We start from the raw sequence: 13,937 nt of genomic DNA on the forward strand, positions 1-13,937 counted from the left end.
CAAGACCCGCATCCCTCAACCGCGCAGGAGTTCGGCTGTCCCACCAGGAGCTACCCGGCGGTTAGAGGGGCGGGATTCGATCAGGGGCGCTCGCGCGCCTCCTCGGCTTTCTTCTCGTCGGCTTCGGCCAATGCGAGGAAGTTGCGGTTCTTGCGCAGCAGGTCACCCAACGACCGGATTCGGTGCCGCTTGATTACCAAGGCCGGACCGCCGAGCACGCGGTCACTGCGCACCGTGTCCAACGTCTCTTGCAGCTCCCTCACGCGCTCCCGCAGGAACTCCACGCGGGTCTGTGGCTTGCGCTCCGGCATCACGAACGGCGCGTGCGGCTGCGCCATGTACCGGCGCTTCAGCTCGCTTTGCAGGTCTTCGTCGCTGAAGCGCTTCAGTGCACCTTCCAGCCACTCGGCGGATCGGCCCTTCTTGGGCTTCCTGGCTGGCTTCTCGGCCATCACTGCGGACCCACTGATGCGTTCTCAGCGCGCGCCGCCAGTTCCGCCGCATGCGCCTGGATTGATGCACAGATGCGCGCAATCTCCTGCGATTCGTTGGGCGTGATCTGTCCGTCGTCCAGGGAGTCGGACACCGCCTGCGCCAACTCACCCTGCTTGGCGGCTACGGTGAGCAGCGCCGAAACCACGTTGCCGCCGGAAGCCGCGTCGGCGCGGCGCAGGACATAACCGTGCTCAGCCGCCAGGGCGTGCAAGATGCGATCGTCCCCGGTCAAGCCCATGATCTCGCTCGCCTCGGCCAAGGACAGGTGATGCGTCGAGTTGTTCGGGTTGACCTTGTTGCGAAGCACCGCGCCCGACATCGGCTTTTCCTCGCCCTTGTCGTTCAACGTCACCAGCCTTGTTGCCAGTGCCTCGGCGCCACCGGGATATTCCTTGACGGTCTTGTGGGCGGCATCGGCGATGTTCATTGGCGGGCTCCGTGAACGTGGTTTGCTGAAGGGGCGGCGCGCACGATGGGCGCCATGAACGGAATCGAACTCATCTCAGGCGCTCTCCACCGGAACGATGCGGCTTGCATCCGGGTCGTCGGAGCCCTGCTCAGCAGCCACCGGAGCCGGTTGGCTCAACAGCGCGCGCAGGTGCGGCGAATCTGGAAGCTGGTCCCCATCGCCCAGGGCTTCGACGTGTTCGCGCGGAAGCTGCAGCAGGACTGCCAGACTCGTGTCGTTGGTGAGGAAGAAGCGCCGCATCACCGCCCCCTTGGTCGTTCCGAGGTCATCAGCGGGGGCAGTGCTCGGCGTGAACAACTCAGGCCGACGGCGTGCAGCGCGCCAGCACCAGCCATCCGGCATCGGCTCGTCGTCGCTCCGGCCCGTGAAGGACTGCCGGGCAACACCCAGGAACCGCGCCAGCTGCGCGTTCCGGCTGAAGCCAAGGGCTTTCTTTGCATCGGCGATGGTCGGGTTCATGCCGCGAGTAAACCATTGGTTACCCGTGCTGGTCAACCCAAAGTTACTCCCAACCGTCAATCATTAGTTACATGAGCATCGGCGACCGACTGCGGCAGCTCCGAGAGGGCGCCGAACTTACCCAACCCGAGATGGCGGCCATCGTTGGCACGTCAAAGCAGTACGTCGGGCGGCTCGAGAAGGGCCACAACCAGACGCCGAGCGGCCTGTTCCTAGAGGGGTGGGCCCGACACTTTCGTGTGAACCTTCGCTGGCTGACGACTGGTGAGGGGCCTCGTGAGTTGGCCCCGCCGCTGGCGTCGCATGTTTCGAGACCTGACCCTCTCATCATCGTTGAGACGCTCGATTTTCTGGAACGAGCCTTCGGGGCGCTTGGCAAGCGGTTCTCCCTGAGGGATGACGCCGACCTGTTCGCTGATGCCTATGAATGGATCGCAGAGGACGACAGACCGGTGGATTCCAGGAATCTGGTGGACTTCTCCCAGTGGCGGGAGAAGCGCACTTCCAACAGAGGGGATGATGAGCAAAAAGGACGACCTGCTGGAAAAGCTGCTGCAGCGAATCGCCGCCGCGCAGCCGGCTGAGGGGGCTGCCGCAGAGTGTGGAGTCGTTGGCCGCATGGACGACATCGTGCGGCAGAGTCATATCAGGATGATCCGTAGCCTGACCAAGGCATACCGGCAGTTTGGTTTTCAGCTCTTGGTGGACCAGGCGACCATCGGGCATGGCGGCGTCGAGGATCTGGATGACGACGCGCTGATCGCATTGCACCGAGACCTGGAGCGCGCGCGTGACTGCATCACGGACGGCGTGACATTCGAAGAAGCGGGCCTGCTCCGCAATCGCTACAGCTAGGTGATTCCTGAACGGATTCTCATCCGTTCAGGCTTTTGCACGCCAAGAAAGTAACTTTTGATTGACCGTTACATGTAACCGATGGTTTACTCGGTCAACGCCCCGCGACACACCCATCCGGGAAGGGGCTGGAGATTCGGTCAATGGCTACCGCCCGCCAGTCCTGGCAAACCAGATACCGCGCCGCACGCTCGGCCTTCAAGATGTGGGGCGACTTCGAGCGCAACCACCCCAGCGGCGACACCCCGGCGTTCCTGCTCGAATCCATCGGGGCATGCCCCCTCTTTAAGCCAACCCGCCTCCACGGTGACGTGCTCGGCTGGTTCACCGCCAACGGTGCCCGGCCCCTCCACAGGTTCCGCATGGCCCACCTCGCCGGCCGCGTGCGCCTGCCCGGCGCTCGCATTGGAGGTGCTGCATGAGCCGCTCCGGGTACAGCGACGACTGCGAGAGCTGGAGCCTGATCTGCTGGCGCGGAGCCGTAAGCGCGGCACTGCGGGGTAAGCGGGGCCAGGAGTTCTTGATCGAGTTGCGTGACGCTCTCGACGCAATGCCGATCAAGAAACTGATCGCCGACGAGCTGCAAACGGTTGATGGATGCCATTGCACTCTCGGCGTTATTGGCGCCAAGCGCGGCATTGAGCTGGGCGCTCTTGACCCCACCGACCGCGATGCGGTCGCACAAGCCTTCGGGATTGCTCCAGCGATGGTTGCCGAAATCGTCTTCATGAACGACGAGGCCTCTTGGAACGCCGAGACGCCCGAGGCTCGCTGGGGACGCATGCGCGAATGGGTTGGCAACCAGATCCACGGCGGTGCCGCATGAGCGGCAAGGCAGAAAGTATGGGCGGTCGGAGCCGCGACGCCTTCATGGTTCGGCTGCCCGATGGCATGCGCGCGCATCTGAAGCAGCAAGCAGTGATGAACGGCCGCTCGATGAACTCCGAAATTGTCCACCGGCTAATCGAATCGATTGCAGGTCTTGAGCGGATGGACATCCCGAACCGAGACGAGCTCGTGCAGATCAAGCTCCGAGCGACGCGGGATCTCCACGATCAACTCACCTACCGTGCTGCAGAAGGACGGCGTTCGATGAACTCCTTGATCGTGCTTCTCCTGGAGAAATCACTGGAGAACGCGCAGTGATCCGCGCCCTCCTCGCCTCCCTGCTGCTCGCCCTGGGCGGCTGCGCCGCTCCCACAATTCCGGCACCGGCGCCCGAAACCCGGACCGCCGGCGACGTGACCGTCCCCGCTGACCTGGTGATCTCCAGCCCGCGCATCTGCGCCGCGCTCGCGGTCTACGAGCTGGCGGACCATGACGATTGGGGCCTGCGCGCCACTATCGCGGGAACCGCGCTCAACGGCTTCCGCGGCGCTGGCCGCGTGCCCGATTGCTCGGCGGGCGTCGCCGTAGCGCTGACCGATCGCTTCTCTGCGCGCAGGTGGCAAGAAGCGCTCGACGCCGTGGATGCAGTCACCAGCGGCTCCTACTCCGTTCCCCTCGCATGCGCCCGGGCTGATGCCGTGGTCCCCCTCTCCAAGGCGGACGCCCGGGCGCACTGCGTCATCTATGACCTCGCTTTCGTCAGCCGCGCGCCCTGACGCGCCCCGGCTATCCAAGGAGATCGACATGCAATGCATGATTTCGCACGAATCCCCTCTGCCGCGCTGCGCCCTGGGGCATCAGGCCAACCACATCCACGACAAGCGCCGCGCGATCTCGGGCGGCGGGCACAACATCGAATGCAAGTGCAGCCATACCGGTCGGCATGAGCAGTTCGAGGACGCGCTCAGCGAGTGGTGCCGCATGCAGGGCGTGGCCCTGCCGGCCGCTGAGACGGCCAGGGCTCCCGTCGTCCCGCTGCCGGAGGCTCGCCAGGCCCGGGAAGTCCCCGTAGACCGCGGGACCATTACCAGCCTCAACGCCATGCAGCGCGAAGCGATGCGCAGGGCGCTGGCTGGTGACTTCGAACTGGCTGATGCCATGGAGTTGCTGAGCAAGGGAAGGATGCGCGGCGGCGCCATGGTCAATGGCCGCTGGCATGAGTACGACCTGCAGTTCGGGATCTGGATCGGCGGCCGGCTCCAGGCCTTCGCTTACGGCAGCGAGTTTGATCAGGACGACGACGACTCGTACATCGATACCCGCCTCGTTCTGGACTTGAACGGAGACACCCTGTTTTCCGCCGCGCCGGACGACGACTACCCCGACGTGCCGAGCCAGTACTTGAACGGCCGAACCCCCGTATGGGCACAGACCGTCGTTGACTCCTACAACGAACGGCTGGCCGCGCCCCAACAGCAGACGTTCTTCAGCTCTGAGGAAGCCGCGTAATGCACGCAACCATTGATTCCACCGCTCTGGCCGCCGCGCTGAAGACCAGCGTAGCGCCCACCAACACCCCACACCCCACCCTCACGCACGCCCTCGTGCGCGCCGAGGGTGAATCGCTGATTCTGGAAACCACCGACTCGGCGACCTACATGCGGCACACGCTGCCCTGCAAGGTCCACACGCCCGGCGAGGCCCTGCTGCGCGTTGCCCTACTGCGCCCCATTGCCGCAGCTCCTGGCGATGTGGTGCTTCGCGACGACGGCCGCGTGTCGCGCGGGCGCAGCAACTTCAGGGTTCCCGCCTCCGACGTGAGCGCATGGCCTGCGGAGCGCGAGGAAGCATGGCAGCGCGTGGACATCGATCCGGTCATTCTCGCCGCCGCGATCAAGTCCGCCGGCTATGCCGCCGACGACGACACGATGTACACGAACGTCCGCGGCCTCCACATCCATGGTGGCCTCGTTTGGGGCAGCGACGGCATCTCCCTGTCCTACGCCGACATCGGCTACACCGGCCCGTCGATCACGATCCCGGACGGCCAGGTGCCGCGCGTCGTGCCCATGCTGCAGGAGGGCGCGGTGATCGAGATCGGTAACGTGAATCATGATGTTGCCGGGGTACTGCGGGTCACTGCGGGCGAACAGCAGCTCAGCGTCCGGCTTCTGGGAGCCAAGGCCACGGACATCCGAGCCATCGCCAAGGGAGCGTCCTATTGCGCCGTGCACAGCGCCATCAAGCGCGATGTGCTGCTGGCCGCGGTCAAACGCTTCCTGCCCTTCGCCTCGATCCTGGGCGAGTCCAAGGCTAAGGGCCTGCCCGTGATGATCCTGGCGATGGTCGGCGGAGAGCTGTACTTGGCCGACCGCGCCGAGGAGAACCGCGAGGTCATCAGCGAAGCAGTCCTCACCGCAGGCCCCGACTTCCGGGCAGCACTGGACCCCCGCCGGCTGATCTCGGCCCTGATGGCGGTGGACAGCAACGTGATCGCGCTGCATGCGCCCCAGAAGGGCAAGGGTATGGCGAGTTGGATGCTCTACGAAGACCAGGGCGACGCCGAGTCCACGGCGCACCTGATCGGCCAGATGAACATCTGAGGCGACCATGACCGACGCAGCCCAGAACGATGCGCTCCTGCAGGCGCTCTACCGGAAGCCGATGACCGCGATGGAGATCCAGTCCGAGCTTGGCATCGCCAGGGCCAGCGCTCGCGTGCATGACCTCCGCAGCGCCGGCCACGTCATCCACTCAACGGAGATCGTAGTGCGCAACCGGCAGGGGAAGCCCTGCCGCGTGGCCCGCTACAGCGCCCCGAGCGCCCAGAAGCTGCTCATCCCCCAGATGCCGGGCCGCGCCCGGTACAGCCACCGCCCAAGCCGCAAGGAGCCCAGCGCGTGAACGACAAGACCTCAGATGACCGCGCGCAGCGCGCGATCCCGGCGATGACCGGCGCCGTCAATCTGCTCGACAAGCTGCTGAGCAGCGACGACATCAAGACCAGCCACAAGGCGAGCCTGCGCACCGTCCTGGCGTACATCACGGACGTGCAGCAGCGCGCGATGCAGCCCGCCGCAGCGCAGGAGGCGGTCATCGAATATCAGGTGCACAACGTCAACGGCGGCTGGTGCAAGTGTGAAAAGCGCGACTACGAAAACGGTAAGGCATTTGAGGCCGTGCATGGGGTCAACGGGCGATCCCTCTACCGCACGCTGGTGGTGGGTGACGCCGCCCCCGTCGCCGCAGCGCCGGTTGATCTGCACAGCGCCGCACGCTTCGCAGCCGACGTGCTAGCCGAGTTGTATGCAAAGTACCAGCGCAATATCGGGCCGTTCGCATCGCAGGCCCAGCTTGCAAACGTGCAGCTCGGTGCCGCGCTCCGTGCGAGCACCCCCGCAGCGCCGGGGATCGACCCAGCCGACCCGTGGCGCGGCCTGTACGCCCCGGAGTTGATGCCCAAGCTGGATGGCGTGGACGCCTACCACGTCGCTCACCCTGACCTGCCGTCGTGGCCGAAGGGCGAAGATGAGGAGCGCGGCGTCTCGCCGCTGGTGAAGGCTCAGGGTTTCGAGCTGGAAGCCGTGTTCGGCGAGTACCCGGAAGATGACGACGAAGACCCGGACTACTGCGCCTGGCTGGCACAGTGGCAGCCCGCGCCGCCGGTTGGTGAGCACTGGCGGCTGGTCTGCATCCAAGACACCGAGGACGGCCCTGCCGCGTTCTACGTTCGCCCGTTCGCCCTGATCGACGCCAGCCCAAAGGGCGACGACGTGCAGGACGGCCGGTTCCCCGGCGGCCTGGCCGATGCCATCACCTACGCTGATGCGATGGAGGACGCAGCGGCCGACCTGTACCAGCACGTGCTCGGCTACGAGACGGACGGTAGCGAAACCGGCACCGACATGCTGCGCACTGTGCTGCGCGAGTTGCAGGCCAGCCCCAAGGGCGGCAGCGATGCGGACCTGCGTGAAGCGCTCAGCGACTATCTGGATGTGCAGGACGAGCTGGATAGCTGGGAGACGGCCGGGCCGAATCGTGACATCTACGAGTCCGTGATGGCACGCAGGAATTCAGCGCGACGCGATCTCGAAGCCGCAATGCAGGCCGCCAGCGCCGAGGTGGGGGCGTGAGCGGCTGGACGCACGCGGGCTTCCGCGACATTGCACGACGCGCTGACAGGTTGGCGTCCGATCTAGCGCGCCAAGGTGCAGACGTTACGACGATCCAGAAGGCGGAGGGCATTGTGGCAATTGCGATGGAACACGGATGGACTGATCCGCGTCCACATGCACAACGCAACAAACAGCCCACCAGCCACGGCGCGGGGGTGTCGGATGAGTAAGCCGACTATCCGCACGAGTACGACCGCCCTAGTGCAGGTCACCGTCGAAGTGCCCGCCGGGTCGTGGGGCACTGGCTGCGAGCTATCGCAGGTCTACAAGCAGGCGTCCGAGGAAGCCCTCGGGAAGCTGCGTCGAGTGTTCAAGGAGGAGCGCATCCGCATCGTAGGCGTCGCGTCGATCAAGGCCATCACCACTGACACGGAGGCTCGCAATGGATGACCAGCAGCGCGCCAGGGAGTTGCTGCCGTGCCCGTTCTGCGGCTACGCGATGGCCGAAGAAGATGGTGCCTACCAGAATGACGGGTTTGTCGCGCCGCAAACGCCAGTTTGGTTGGTGACGTGCCCCGATAGCGATTGCAATGCCAGTGTGTCCGGGACCAGCAAGGAATCGGCAATGGCCGCTTGGAACCGTCGCGCCGCCCTGCGCGCCGCGCCGGAGGCAAGGCCGCTGGACGAGTGTCACGAGGATCACGGCCCGGGCGTGTGGTGGGCGTGGGATTCCGAGCGGAGCGCATGGATGGGTGAGCCGGCATGGATCGGCGCCCCCGGCGATAGCGACTGGCCCGGCTATCACACGCACTGGACGCCGCATCCGGCGATGCCAGCCGCCGCCCGCCCGCAGGGGGTGAAGTGATGGCCGTCGTTGATATTGCCTTTGAGCAATGGAAGAAGGACTTCTGGGCAGTCAATCCAGACTTGGCTGCTCGCTTGCACCCAACCGTGAAGGACGCACTGATGCAGGCGTGCCGCTTCGCATATCAAGCCGGCAAGGAACACGAACGCAGGAAGGCGGACAGCGCGCAGGAGGCGAGCGATGCGTGACGAACCAGGCCGGACCGACAGGTGCTTGGCTGTCCTGCTCGACGGTCCGGCAACCACGTCGGAGGTGTGCGTTGCAACCGGCATTGGCTCCAAGAGCGCCGGCTCTCTCCTCGCCTCCGCCCACAAGCAGGGGCGCGTGCTGAAGCGATGGTTCAAGAAGTTCCACTGCGACGACGGAGACGATTACTCCGATGTGGTGCTTTGGGTGCTTCCCGAGCACGCCGCGGCATGGCCCGAGCAGGAGCGCGCGTGATGGACGAGTTCCGCATCAGTAAGGCCCTCGTGAGGGCTCTGCGCCAGTTGGCTCACGGACAGAAGGGGCTGGATGAAGAGGCCTACCGCGCGCACGTGCGAGCGGTTGGGTGCGAAAGCACGCTCGACCTCACCCGGTCTCAGCATCAAGCACTGCTGCAGCGCCTGTTCGCGCTTCCGGATAGACAGGCCAGCACGAGGCAATGAATGCCACGACCGACCAGGGGGACGCATTCGGGTTCAAAGCCCGCTGGATGGCAGAGAAAAACCGCGAGGCCGCCGATGCAGCGCGCGTCGCTTACAACTTCCCGCCCTCAGTACGAGAGGAACGGGTGAACTATTACCTGGCCGAGGCCGCCCGACTGGACGCCCTGGCAGATCAATGCGAGCAAGGAGACGCCCATGGGGGCCGCTGAACACTCAACCTTTTGGCTGCTCTACGGACAGTACGGAGCGACGATGACCGTGGAGAAATTCCGCGATGAGTTCCTGCCAAAGATCACCATGAAGACCTTGCACAACTGGATCGCGCGAGGCGATGCACCGCGCCCCCTAAACGGAATTCTGGACACGCGCGACGTGGCGGACTGGTGGGATACATTGCGGCGCTCGAACGCCTAGCCGTACCACCACTGCACCAGCACCACCCTATGTTATTGATTATTCGAAGAATCAATCCCATCCATCATCGGCGCGACGGACAGGCGCAGCGAGGCGACATAGCGCTGCGTGTCACGGACGGACGGCGCGGGGGACGGGTTTTCGGCTTGCTCGGTTACGGCCATCGGGGAATCACGTCGTGGTCTGGCGCGGCGGCGGTGCCGCCGGCGTGCGGGCTGGCCGGCTGGGAACGCGCACCGGCCGCCGTCGCAAAGAGGGGTGCATAGGTTACACGGCCCCCAGCCGGCGGCGGCGTGGGCACCGGCCGATCCGTTCAGGTGGCGGGACGGCCGGGGCCATCCGCTCTTACGTTGGCGGGGCACAGTGGCATGCGGACAACCTCCGCTGTCTGATCCCGCCCTTGTCGCATGAGCCCCGCCGTGTCCGCCGATGCTTCCCCTGTTCCCCGCTCCGAGCTGCTGGCTGGCCTGTCCGAGGCCCAGCGCGACAGCATCCTGGCGCAGATGCGTCGGCTGGCGCTGCGCAAGGGCGACCACCTGGTGCGGCAGGGCGATACGGCTGACCACGTGTACTACGTGGTGCGGGGCCGCTTCGAGGTGCTGCTGGACGGCCGCCACCTGGTGGCCGAGATCGGCGCGGGCGAACCGGTCGGCGAGATCGCCTTCTTCGGCGGGCTGACCCGCACCGCCGACGTGGTGGCCAGCCGCGACTCGGAGGTGCTGGAACTCAGCCGCGAGAGCTTCGACCGGCTGTCCGCGGCGCAGCCGGACTTCACCCAGTCCATCCTGCGCACGCTGGGACGGCGGCTGGCGGCGACCACCTCGGCCGCCGCAACCCTGGCCCCACGCACCGCCGATGCGATCGGCCTGTGCCCGGCCGGTGGCGCACCGGTACCCGAAGCCCTGGTCGCGCAGTTGCTGCAGGCGCTGCGCGACAACGTGCCACGGGTGACCGTGCTGCGCGCGCATGACGTGCCCGCCGGGCTGGAGACCGCCGACGAGCAGCAGCTGTCGCGCTGGCTGGGCCTGCAGGAGTCGGACGGCGGCAAGCTGCTGCTGGTCGCCGGTGACGGCCATGCCGGCTGGGACCGCGTGGCATTGCGCCACTGCGACCAGCTGCTGCTGTGCGGCCGGCTGGACGAGGCCCACCAGGGCATCGTGTCGTTGGGTACGCTGGAAGCCTATGCGTTGCCGCTATTCCGCCCGCGCCAGGTCGGCCTGCTGCTGTGGCGCGAACAGGCCAGCGAGCCCATCGCCGGCACCGCACATTGGCTGCAGCAGCGCCCGCTGCACCTGCACCACCATGTCGCCCTGGACAGCCCCGCGCACCTCGGCCGCGTCGCGCGCCTGCTCAGCGGCCATGCGCTGGGCGCGGTCCTTGGCGGTGGCGGCGCGCTGGGGGCCGGCCACATCGGTACGTTGCGGGCGCTGAGCGAAGCCGGCGTGGAACTGGACATCATCGGCGGCACTTCGATCGGCTCGGTGGTCGCGCGCGCCTATGCCGCCGGTGACGATGCCGCGCGGATGATGGCCGACTACGACCAGTTCTTCCTGCAGCGCAAGGCGCTGGGCCGCTTCACCCTGCCCTGGTACAGCCTGCTCGACCACCGTCACCTGGATGCCTGCATGCACGACCAGCTGGGCGACTCACGGCTGGAAGACCTGCCGATCAACTGCTTCGCGGTGGGTGCCAACCTGTCCACCAACGAGTTGGAGGTGGTGCGCCACGGCCTGACCCGCGATGCACTGCGCATCTCCACCGCCATCCCCGTCGCGCTGCCGCCGTGGATCAGCGCGCAGGGCCACGTCCTGGTCGACGGCGGGGTGATGAACAACGTGCCGGTGTCGGTGATGCGCGCGATCAAGAGCGGCCCCAACCTGATCTCGATGCTGTCCTCCGACGACGAGTGGCGCGTCAGCAGCGCCTACGCGCAGGTGCCCTCGCGGCTGTCGTTGGCCTGGCAGCTGCTGACCGGCCGACGCAAGGGCGATGACTTCCCGCGCATCGGCGTGGTGGCCGCGCGCTCGATGCAGATCACCTCCGGGCGCATGCTGCGCGGTGCCGGGCGTGGCAACGACCTGCTGCTCAAGCCGCCGACGGTGCCGGGCATGGGCCTGCTGAACTTCAAGCTGGGCCGTGCGCAGGAGCAGGCCGGCTACGAATACACGCGCCGATTGCTGGACCGCATCGATGGGCTGGCTGGCCTGCGCGCCTGGCAGCGCGGCGAAACGGTACCGGCGCTGGAGGAGTAAGGGCGCGCTCAGGGCAGCGCGGGCCCCCAGGCCAGCAGCCCCAACCAGGCGAACTTGCACACCACGTGCAGCAACTGGTCGACGTTGTAGCTGATGCGATGGCCGCATTTCAGGTCATCGATCAGCATGTGGCTCAGCGCTTCCAGCACGCCCAGCACGATGCTGCCGGTGATCACGCCGACCGCGCCGCCGTGGATCACCGCATGCGCACCCAGTGCCTGGTACCACGGCACACCGGGGACCGGCGCGAAACGGTTCTTGGCCTTGGCCAGGAACTCGCCTTGCAGCGGGTAGTCGGCCAATGCGTGGCCGACGATCAACAGGGTCAAGGTCTGCAGCAGTGCGTGGGAATCCATTGGCAACCTGCCTCGGGCTGAAGGTGGAGTCTGGCACTACTTGGAGGTGGCCGTGAAGATGCCATCCCACCCCTCGGGTGGTTGGTCCAGCAGGTGCTCGATGCGTTGCGCGTACAGCGCGTGCAGGGCCTGCAACGGCCGCGCCGCCGGCGTGTCGCCCAGGGCCTGCAGCAGCACCCGCGCCTGCTGGAAATCCCCCTGCCGGTAGCTGGCCAACATGGCCGCGTGGTGCCGGGCCAGCGCCAGGAAGGCAGCGTCGACCGCGTGGCGGGCATCGCCCAGCAGCGCATGCAGCACCACCGGCTCGCCGCGCCCCACCACGCGCACGCGGTCGACCTCGACGAAGGCCAGGTCCGCGGCCTGCGCGCGCACCGCCTCGGTCACCAGCACGGTGACGCCGTAGAACTTGGTCAGGCCTTCCACGCGCGAGGCCAGGTTGACCGTGTCGCCGATGGCCGAATACGAGAAGCGCTGCTGCGAGCCCAGGTTGCCGACGCAGGCATCGCCACAATGCAGGCCGACACCGATGCGGAGCGCGCTGGCGCGGGTCCGGTTGAGTGCGGCCACCGCATCGGCCATGCCCAGGGCGGCCAGACAGGCCTTGCGCGGATGGTCGGCGATATCCATCGGGGCGTTCCAGAACGCCATGATGGCGTCGCCGATGTACTTGTCGATGGTGGCCTCGTGCGCCAGCAGTACATCGGTCATCGGCGTGAGGTAGTGGTTGAGCAGCGCGGTGAGCGCGTCGGGGCTGAGCTGCTCCGACAACGTGGTGAAGCCGCGGATGTCGGAGAACAGCACCGTGATCTGCCGGGTCTGGCCGCCGAGCTGCAACGCCTGCGCATCCTGTGACAGGCGCTCGACCAGGGCCGGCGACAGGTAGCGTGCGAACGCGGTGCGCACGAAGCGTTTCTCGCGGTTACCCAGGAACAACAACGCCGGCATCATGGTCAGGAACACCACCAGCAGGCATAGCAGGCCAGGCAGCGGATCGAGCAGCATCGCGTGGCTGCGGTAGGCCCACCACGCGCAGCCGAACACGCCGCCCACCAGCACCAGCAGTGCCAGCGACGACAGCACCGGCCGTCCCAGGCGCAGCACCGCGAGCAACAGCAGCGTAGCGACCACCGCCGCCAGCACCTCGGCACCGCGTGCCCAGTCCGGGCGTTGCAGGAACTGCTGGTTCAACGCCTGGTCGATCAGCTCGGCATGCACGTTGACACCCGGTTCGGCCGCGACGCGCGGCGTGGCGACGATGTCGCGCAGGCCGATCGCCGAGGTGCCGATCAACACGATGCGGCCCTCGACCTTGTCGGCCAGTGCGGCGCCATCGTCCTGCAACAGCTGCCAGGCCGGGATCACGGTCATGTGCGGCATGCCGGAGAAATGCACGCGGAAGCGGCCATCGGCCATGACCGGAAGCTCCAGCACCCCGACCCGCACCGACGTCATCGCCACCGGGCCAGCCCCCACCTCCCCGCTCGCGTCGCTGGAGCGCAGCGTCAGCCCCGATGCGCCCTGGGCGACGCGCAGGGCCTCCACGCCGAGGCCCGGGTACACCTGGCCGGCCGCGACCGCGGCCAGCGGCAAGGTGCGGATGATGTTGTCGCGCGCCGGCGGGAACGAGAAGCTGCCGATACCGCTGGCCGCGTCGGTCAGCGCCGGCAGGTTCGACAAGCCACCGCGTGTGGCGTCCAGGTAATCACGCGGGTCACTGCCGGCAAACGACAGGCCTGCCACCGGCGGCAGCAGCGTGCGCCCGCCTTCGTCGGACAGCGCCACGCCCATCACCACCGGATTGCGTGCGATGGACGCGGCGAACAACGCGTCGTTGTCCAGTACCGCACCGACCGGAACCTGCACTTCGATGCCCTGCGCCCGCAGCCGTTGCAGCTGCGGGCCGAGCGAGGTGCGGTCCGGCTCGGTGAATACCATGTCGAAGGCGATGGCGGCCGCGCCCATGCCACCGAGCACATCCACCGCCTGGCCGATGCGGTCACGCGGCCATGGCCATTGGCCGATGCGTTGCAGCGAGGCTTCGTCGATGTCGACCACCACCACGCCCGGGTCGGCAGTGGCCGCCCGGGGAGCGGCGCGCTGGAACGCGTCGAAGACCAGGTCGGCCAGGCGCGAGAAGCCGTCGCGGAAGGTGATGTCCAGCGTCAACGCGAGCAGCAGCATG

23 protein-coding genes are annotated in these 13,937 nt (G+C 66.9%); 18 read left to right on the forward strand and 5 right to left on the reverse strand.

Annotated features, from left to right (window positions below; genetic code table 11):
* Window positions 1–80: 80 nt before the first annotated feature.
* From ATCM_RS06560 to ATCM_RS06570, 3 genes are all read right to left on the reverse strand, one after another.
* Window positions 81–452: a hypothetical protein gene (locus ATCM_RS06560; RefSeq protein ID WP_207911782.1), complete on the reverse strand. Its 372-nt coding sequence runs from the start codon at window positions 450–452 to the stop codon at window positions 81–83.
* Window positions 452–922: a phage regulatory CII family protein gene (locus tag ATCM_RS06565; RefSeq protein ID WP_132863557.1), complete on the reverse strand. Its 471-nt coding sequence runs from the start codon at window positions 920–922 to the stop codon at window positions 452–454. The genes ATCM_RS06560 and ATCM_RS06565 overlap by 1 nt, the downstream gene beginning before the upstream one ends.
* Before the next feature lie 75 nt (window positions 923–997).
* Window positions 998–1,423: a hypothetical protein gene (locus ATCM_RS06570; RefSeq protein WP_132863558.1), complete on the reverse strand. Its 426-nt coding sequence runs from the start codon at window positions 1,421–1,423 to the stop codon at window positions 998–1,000.
* 71 nt (window positions 1,424–1,494) lie between these two features.
* Here ATCM_RS06570 and ATCM_RS06575 point away from each other — a divergent pair, with 71 nt between their 5' ends.
* The 18 genes from ATCM_RS06575 (at window position 1,495) to ATCM_RS06660 (ending at window position 11,399) form a co-directional block, all read left to right on the forward strand.
* Complete coding sequence (locus tag ATCM_RS06575) at window positions 1,495–2,007, forward strand: helix-turn-helix transcriptional regulator (protein WP_132863560.1); 513 nt, start codon at window positions 1,495–1,497, stop codon at window positions 2,005–2,007.
* A gap of 34 nt (window positions 2,008–2,041) precedes the next feature.
* The gene (locus ATCM_RS06580) at window positions 2,042–2,278 is read left to right on the forward strand and encodes a hypothetical protein (protein WP_243693968.1); all 237 of its coding nucleotides are present in this window, start codon (window positions 2,042–2,044) and stop codon (window positions 2,276–2,278) included.
* 143 nt (window positions 2,279–2,421) lie between these two features.
* A complete protein-coding gene (locus ATCM_RS06585; RefSeq protein WP_132863562.1) occupies window positions 2,422–2,700 on the forward strand; it encodes a hypothetical protein in 279 nt (92 codons plus the stop codon).
* The gene (locus ATCM_RS06590; RefSeq protein ID WP_132863564.1) at window positions 2,697–3,104 is read left to right on the forward strand and encodes a hypothetical protein; all 408 of its coding nucleotides are present in this window, start codon (window positions 2,697–2,699) and stop codon (window positions 3,102–3,104) included. The genes ATCM_RS06585 and ATCM_RS06590 overlap by 4 nt, the downstream gene beginning before the upstream one ends.
* Window positions 3,101–3,424: an Arc family DNA-binding protein gene (locus tag ATCM_RS06595; RefSeq protein WP_207911783.1), complete on the forward strand. Its 324-nt coding sequence runs from the start codon at window positions 3,101–3,103 to the stop codon at window positions 3,422–3,424. The genes ATCM_RS06590 and ATCM_RS06595 overlap by 4 nt, the downstream gene beginning before the upstream one ends.
* Entirely contained in the window at window positions 3,421–3,882 is a 462-nt protein-coding gene (locus ATCM_RS06600) for a hypothetical protein (protein ID WP_243693969.1), read from the forward strand. Before ATCM_RS06595 ends, ATCM_RS06600 begins: the two co-directional genes overlap by 4 nt.
* 28 nt (window positions 3,883–3,910) lie before the next feature.
* Window positions 3,911–4,615 (forward strand): hypothetical protein, encoded by a 705-nt coding sequence (locus ATCM_RS19230; RefSeq protein WP_207911784.1) that lies wholly within the window; start codon window positions 3,911–3,913, stop codon window positions 4,613–4,615.
* Window positions 4,615–5,709, forward strand: a complete 1,095-nt coding sequence (locus ATCM_RS06610) for a hypothetical protein (protein WP_132863571.1) — start codon at window positions 4,615–4,617, stop codon at window positions 5,707–5,709. The genes ATCM_RS19230 and ATCM_RS06610 overlap by 1 nt, the downstream gene beginning before the upstream one ends.
* 7 nt (window positions 5,710–5,716) lie before the next feature.
* On the forward strand, window positions 5,717–6,010 hold the full coding sequence (locus tag ATCM_RS06615; protein ID WP_132863573.1) for a helix-turn-helix domain-containing protein: 294 nt from the start codon (window positions 5,717–5,719) through the stop codon (window positions 6,008–6,010).
* A complete protein-coding gene (locus ATCM_RS06620; protein WP_132863575.1) occupies window positions 6,007–7,239 on the forward strand; it encodes a hypothetical protein in 1,233 nt (410 codons plus the stop codon). Before ATCM_RS06615 ends, ATCM_RS06620 begins: the two co-directional genes overlap by 4 nt.
* Window positions 7,240–7,482: 243 nt before the next feature.
* Window positions 7,483–7,671 (forward strand): hypothetical protein, encoded by a 189-nt coding sequence (locus tag ATCM_RS06625; RefSeq protein WP_207911785.1) that lies wholly within the window; start codon window positions 7,483–7,485, stop codon window positions 7,669–7,671.
* Window positions 7,664–8,086, forward strand: a complete 423-nt coding sequence (locus ATCM_RS06630; RefSeq protein ID WP_132863579.1) for a Lar family restriction alleviation protein — start codon at window positions 7,664–7,666, stop codon at window positions 8,084–8,086. Before ATCM_RS06625 ends, ATCM_RS06630 begins: the two co-directional genes overlap by 8 nt.
* Window positions 8,086–8,274, forward strand: coding sequence for a hypothetical protein (locus ATCM_RS06635; RefSeq protein WP_132863580.1), 189 nt, complete (start codon window positions 8,086–8,088; stop codon window positions 8,272–8,274). The genes ATCM_RS06630 and ATCM_RS06635 overlap by 1 nt, the downstream gene beginning before the upstream one ends.
* The gene (locus ATCM_RS06640; RefSeq protein ID WP_132863582.1) at window positions 8,267–8,527 is read left to right on the forward strand and encodes a hypothetical protein; all 261 of its coding nucleotides are present in this window, start codon (window positions 8,267–8,269) and stop codon (window positions 8,525–8,527) included. Before ATCM_RS06635 ends, ATCM_RS06640 begins: the two co-directional genes overlap by 8 nt.
* The gene (locus ATCM_RS06645; protein WP_132863583.1) at window positions 8,527–8,733 is read left to right on the forward strand and encodes a hypothetical protein; all 207 of its coding nucleotides are present in this window, start codon (window positions 8,527–8,529) and stop codon (window positions 8,731–8,733) included. The genes ATCM_RS06640 and ATCM_RS06645 overlap by 1 nt, the downstream gene beginning before the upstream one ends.
* Window positions 8,730–8,942 carry a hypothetical protein gene (locus ATCM_RS06650; protein WP_132863584.1) on the forward strand — a complete coding sequence of 71 codons (213 nt, stop codon included), beginning with the start codon at window positions 8,730–8,732 and terminating at the stop codon, window positions 8,940–8,942. The genes ATCM_RS06645 and ATCM_RS06650 overlap by 4 nt, the downstream gene beginning before the upstream one ends.
* Entirely contained in the window at window positions 8,929–9,147 is a 219-nt protein-coding gene (locus ATCM_RS06655) for a hypothetical protein (protein WP_132863586.1), read from the forward strand. Before ATCM_RS06650 ends, ATCM_RS06655 begins: the two co-directional genes overlap by 14 nt.
* 419 nt (window positions 9,148–9,566) lie before the next feature.
* Window positions 9,567–11,399 carry a cyclic nucleotide-binding and patatin-like phospholipase domain-containing protein gene (locus ATCM_RS06660; RefSeq protein WP_165931135.1) on the forward strand — a complete coding sequence of 611 codons (1,833 nt, stop codon included), beginning with the start codon at window positions 9,567–9,569 and terminating at the stop codon, window positions 11,397–11,399.
* An 8-nt stretch (window positions 11,400–11,407) separates the two neighbouring features.
* Here the strand turns inward: ATCM_RS06660 and ATCM_RS06665 are convergent, their stop codons facing one another.
* Both ATCM_RS06665 and ATCM_RS06670 read right to left on the reverse strand, forming a co-directional pair.
* On the reverse strand, window positions 11,408–11,755 hold the full coding sequence (locus ATCM_RS06665; protein WP_132863588.1) for a DUF3307 domain-containing protein: 348 nt from the start codon (window positions 11,753–11,755) through the stop codon (window positions 11,408–11,410).
* Window positions 11,756–11,791: 36 nt separating this feature from the next.
* A complete protein-coding gene (locus tag ATCM_RS06670) occupies window positions 11,792–13,936 on the reverse strand; it encodes an adenylate/guanylate cyclase domain-containing protein (protein WP_132863590.1) in 2,145 nt (714 codons plus the stop codon).
* Between the last annotated feature and the right edge of the window lies 1 nt (window position 13,937).

It is taken from the genome of Stenotrophomonas sp. ATCM1_4 (assembly GCF_004348115.1).
GTDB classification, from domain to species: domain Bacteria; phylum Pseudomonadota; class Gammaproteobacteria; order Xanthomonadales; family Xanthomonadaceae; genus Stenotrophomonas; species Stenotrophomonas capsici.

Coding starts and splice junctions, on each gene's coding strand:
- ATCM_RS06560 (WP_207911782.1), bottom strand. CDS start 452: ATGGCCGAGAAGCCAGCCAGGAAGCCCAAGAAGGGCCGATCCGCCGAG.
- ATCM_RS06565 (WP_132863557.1), bottom strand. CDS start 922: ATGAACATCGCCGATGCCGCCCACAAGACCGTCAAGGAATATCCCGGT.
- ATCM_RS06570 (WP_132863558.1), bottom strand. CDS start 1,423: ATGAACCCGACCATCGCCGATGCAAAGAAAGCCCTTGGCTTCAGCCGG.
- ATCM_RS06575 (WP_132863560.1), top strand. CDS start 1,495: ATGAGCATCGGCGACCGACTGCGGCAGCTCCGAGAGGGCGCCGAACTT.
- ATCM_RS06580 (WP_243693968.1), top strand. CDS start 2,042: ATGGACGACATCGTGCGGCAGAGTCATATCAGGATGATCCGTAGCCTG.
- ATCM_RS06585 (WP_132863562.1), top strand. CDS start 2,422: ATGGCTACCGCCCGCCAGTCCTGGCAAACCAGATACCGCGCCGCACGC.
- ATCM_RS06590 (WP_132863564.1), top strand. CDS start 2,697: ATGAGCCGCTCCGGGTACAGCGACGACTGCGAGAGCTGGAGCCTGATC.
- ATCM_RS06595 (WP_207911783.1), top strand. CDS start 3,101: ATGAGCGGCAAGGCAGAAAGTATGGGCGGTCGGAGCCGCGACGCCTTC.
- ATCM_RS19230 (WP_207911784.1), top strand. CDS start 3,911: ATGCAATGCATGATTTCGCACGAATCCCCTCTGCCGCGCTGCGCCCTG.
- ATCM_RS06610 (WP_132863571.1), top strand. CDS start 4,615: ATGCACGCAACCATTGATTCCACCGCTCTGGCCGCCGCGCTGAAGACC.
- ATCM_RS06615 (WP_132863573.1), top strand. CDS start 5,717: ATGACCGACGCAGCCCAGAACGATGCGCTCCTGCAGGCGCTCTACCGG.
- ATCM_RS06630 (WP_132863579.1), top strand. CDS start 7,664: ATGGATGACCAGCAGCGCGCCAGGGAGTTGCTGCCGTGCCCGTTCTGC.
- ATCM_RS06635 (WP_132863580.1), top strand. CDS start 8,086: ATGGCCGTCGTTGATATTGCCTTTGAGCAATGGAAGAAGGACTTCTGG.
- ATCM_RS06640 (WP_132863582.1), top strand. CDS start 8,267: ATGCGTGACGAACCAGGCCGGACCGACAGGTGCTTGGCTGTCCTGCTC.
- ATCM_RS06645 (WP_132863583.1), top strand. CDS start 8,527: ATGGACGAGTTCCGCATCAGTAAGGCCCTCGTGAGGGCTCTGCGCCAG.
- ATCM_RS06650 (WP_132863584.1), top strand. CDS start 8,730: ATGAATGCCACGACCGACCAGGGGGACGCATTCGGGTTCAAAGCCCGC.
- ATCM_RS06655 (WP_132863586.1), top strand. CDS start 8,929: ATGGGGGCCGCTGAACACTCAACCTTTTGGCTGCTCTACGGACAGTAC.
- ATCM_RS06665 (WP_132863588.1), bottom strand. CDS start 11,755: ATGGATTCCCACGCACTGCTGCAGACCTTGACCCTGTTGATCGTCGGC.
- ATCM_RS06670 (WP_132863590.1), bottom strand. CDS start 13,936: ATGCTGCTGCTCGCGTTGACGCTGGACATCACCTTCCGCGACGGCTTC.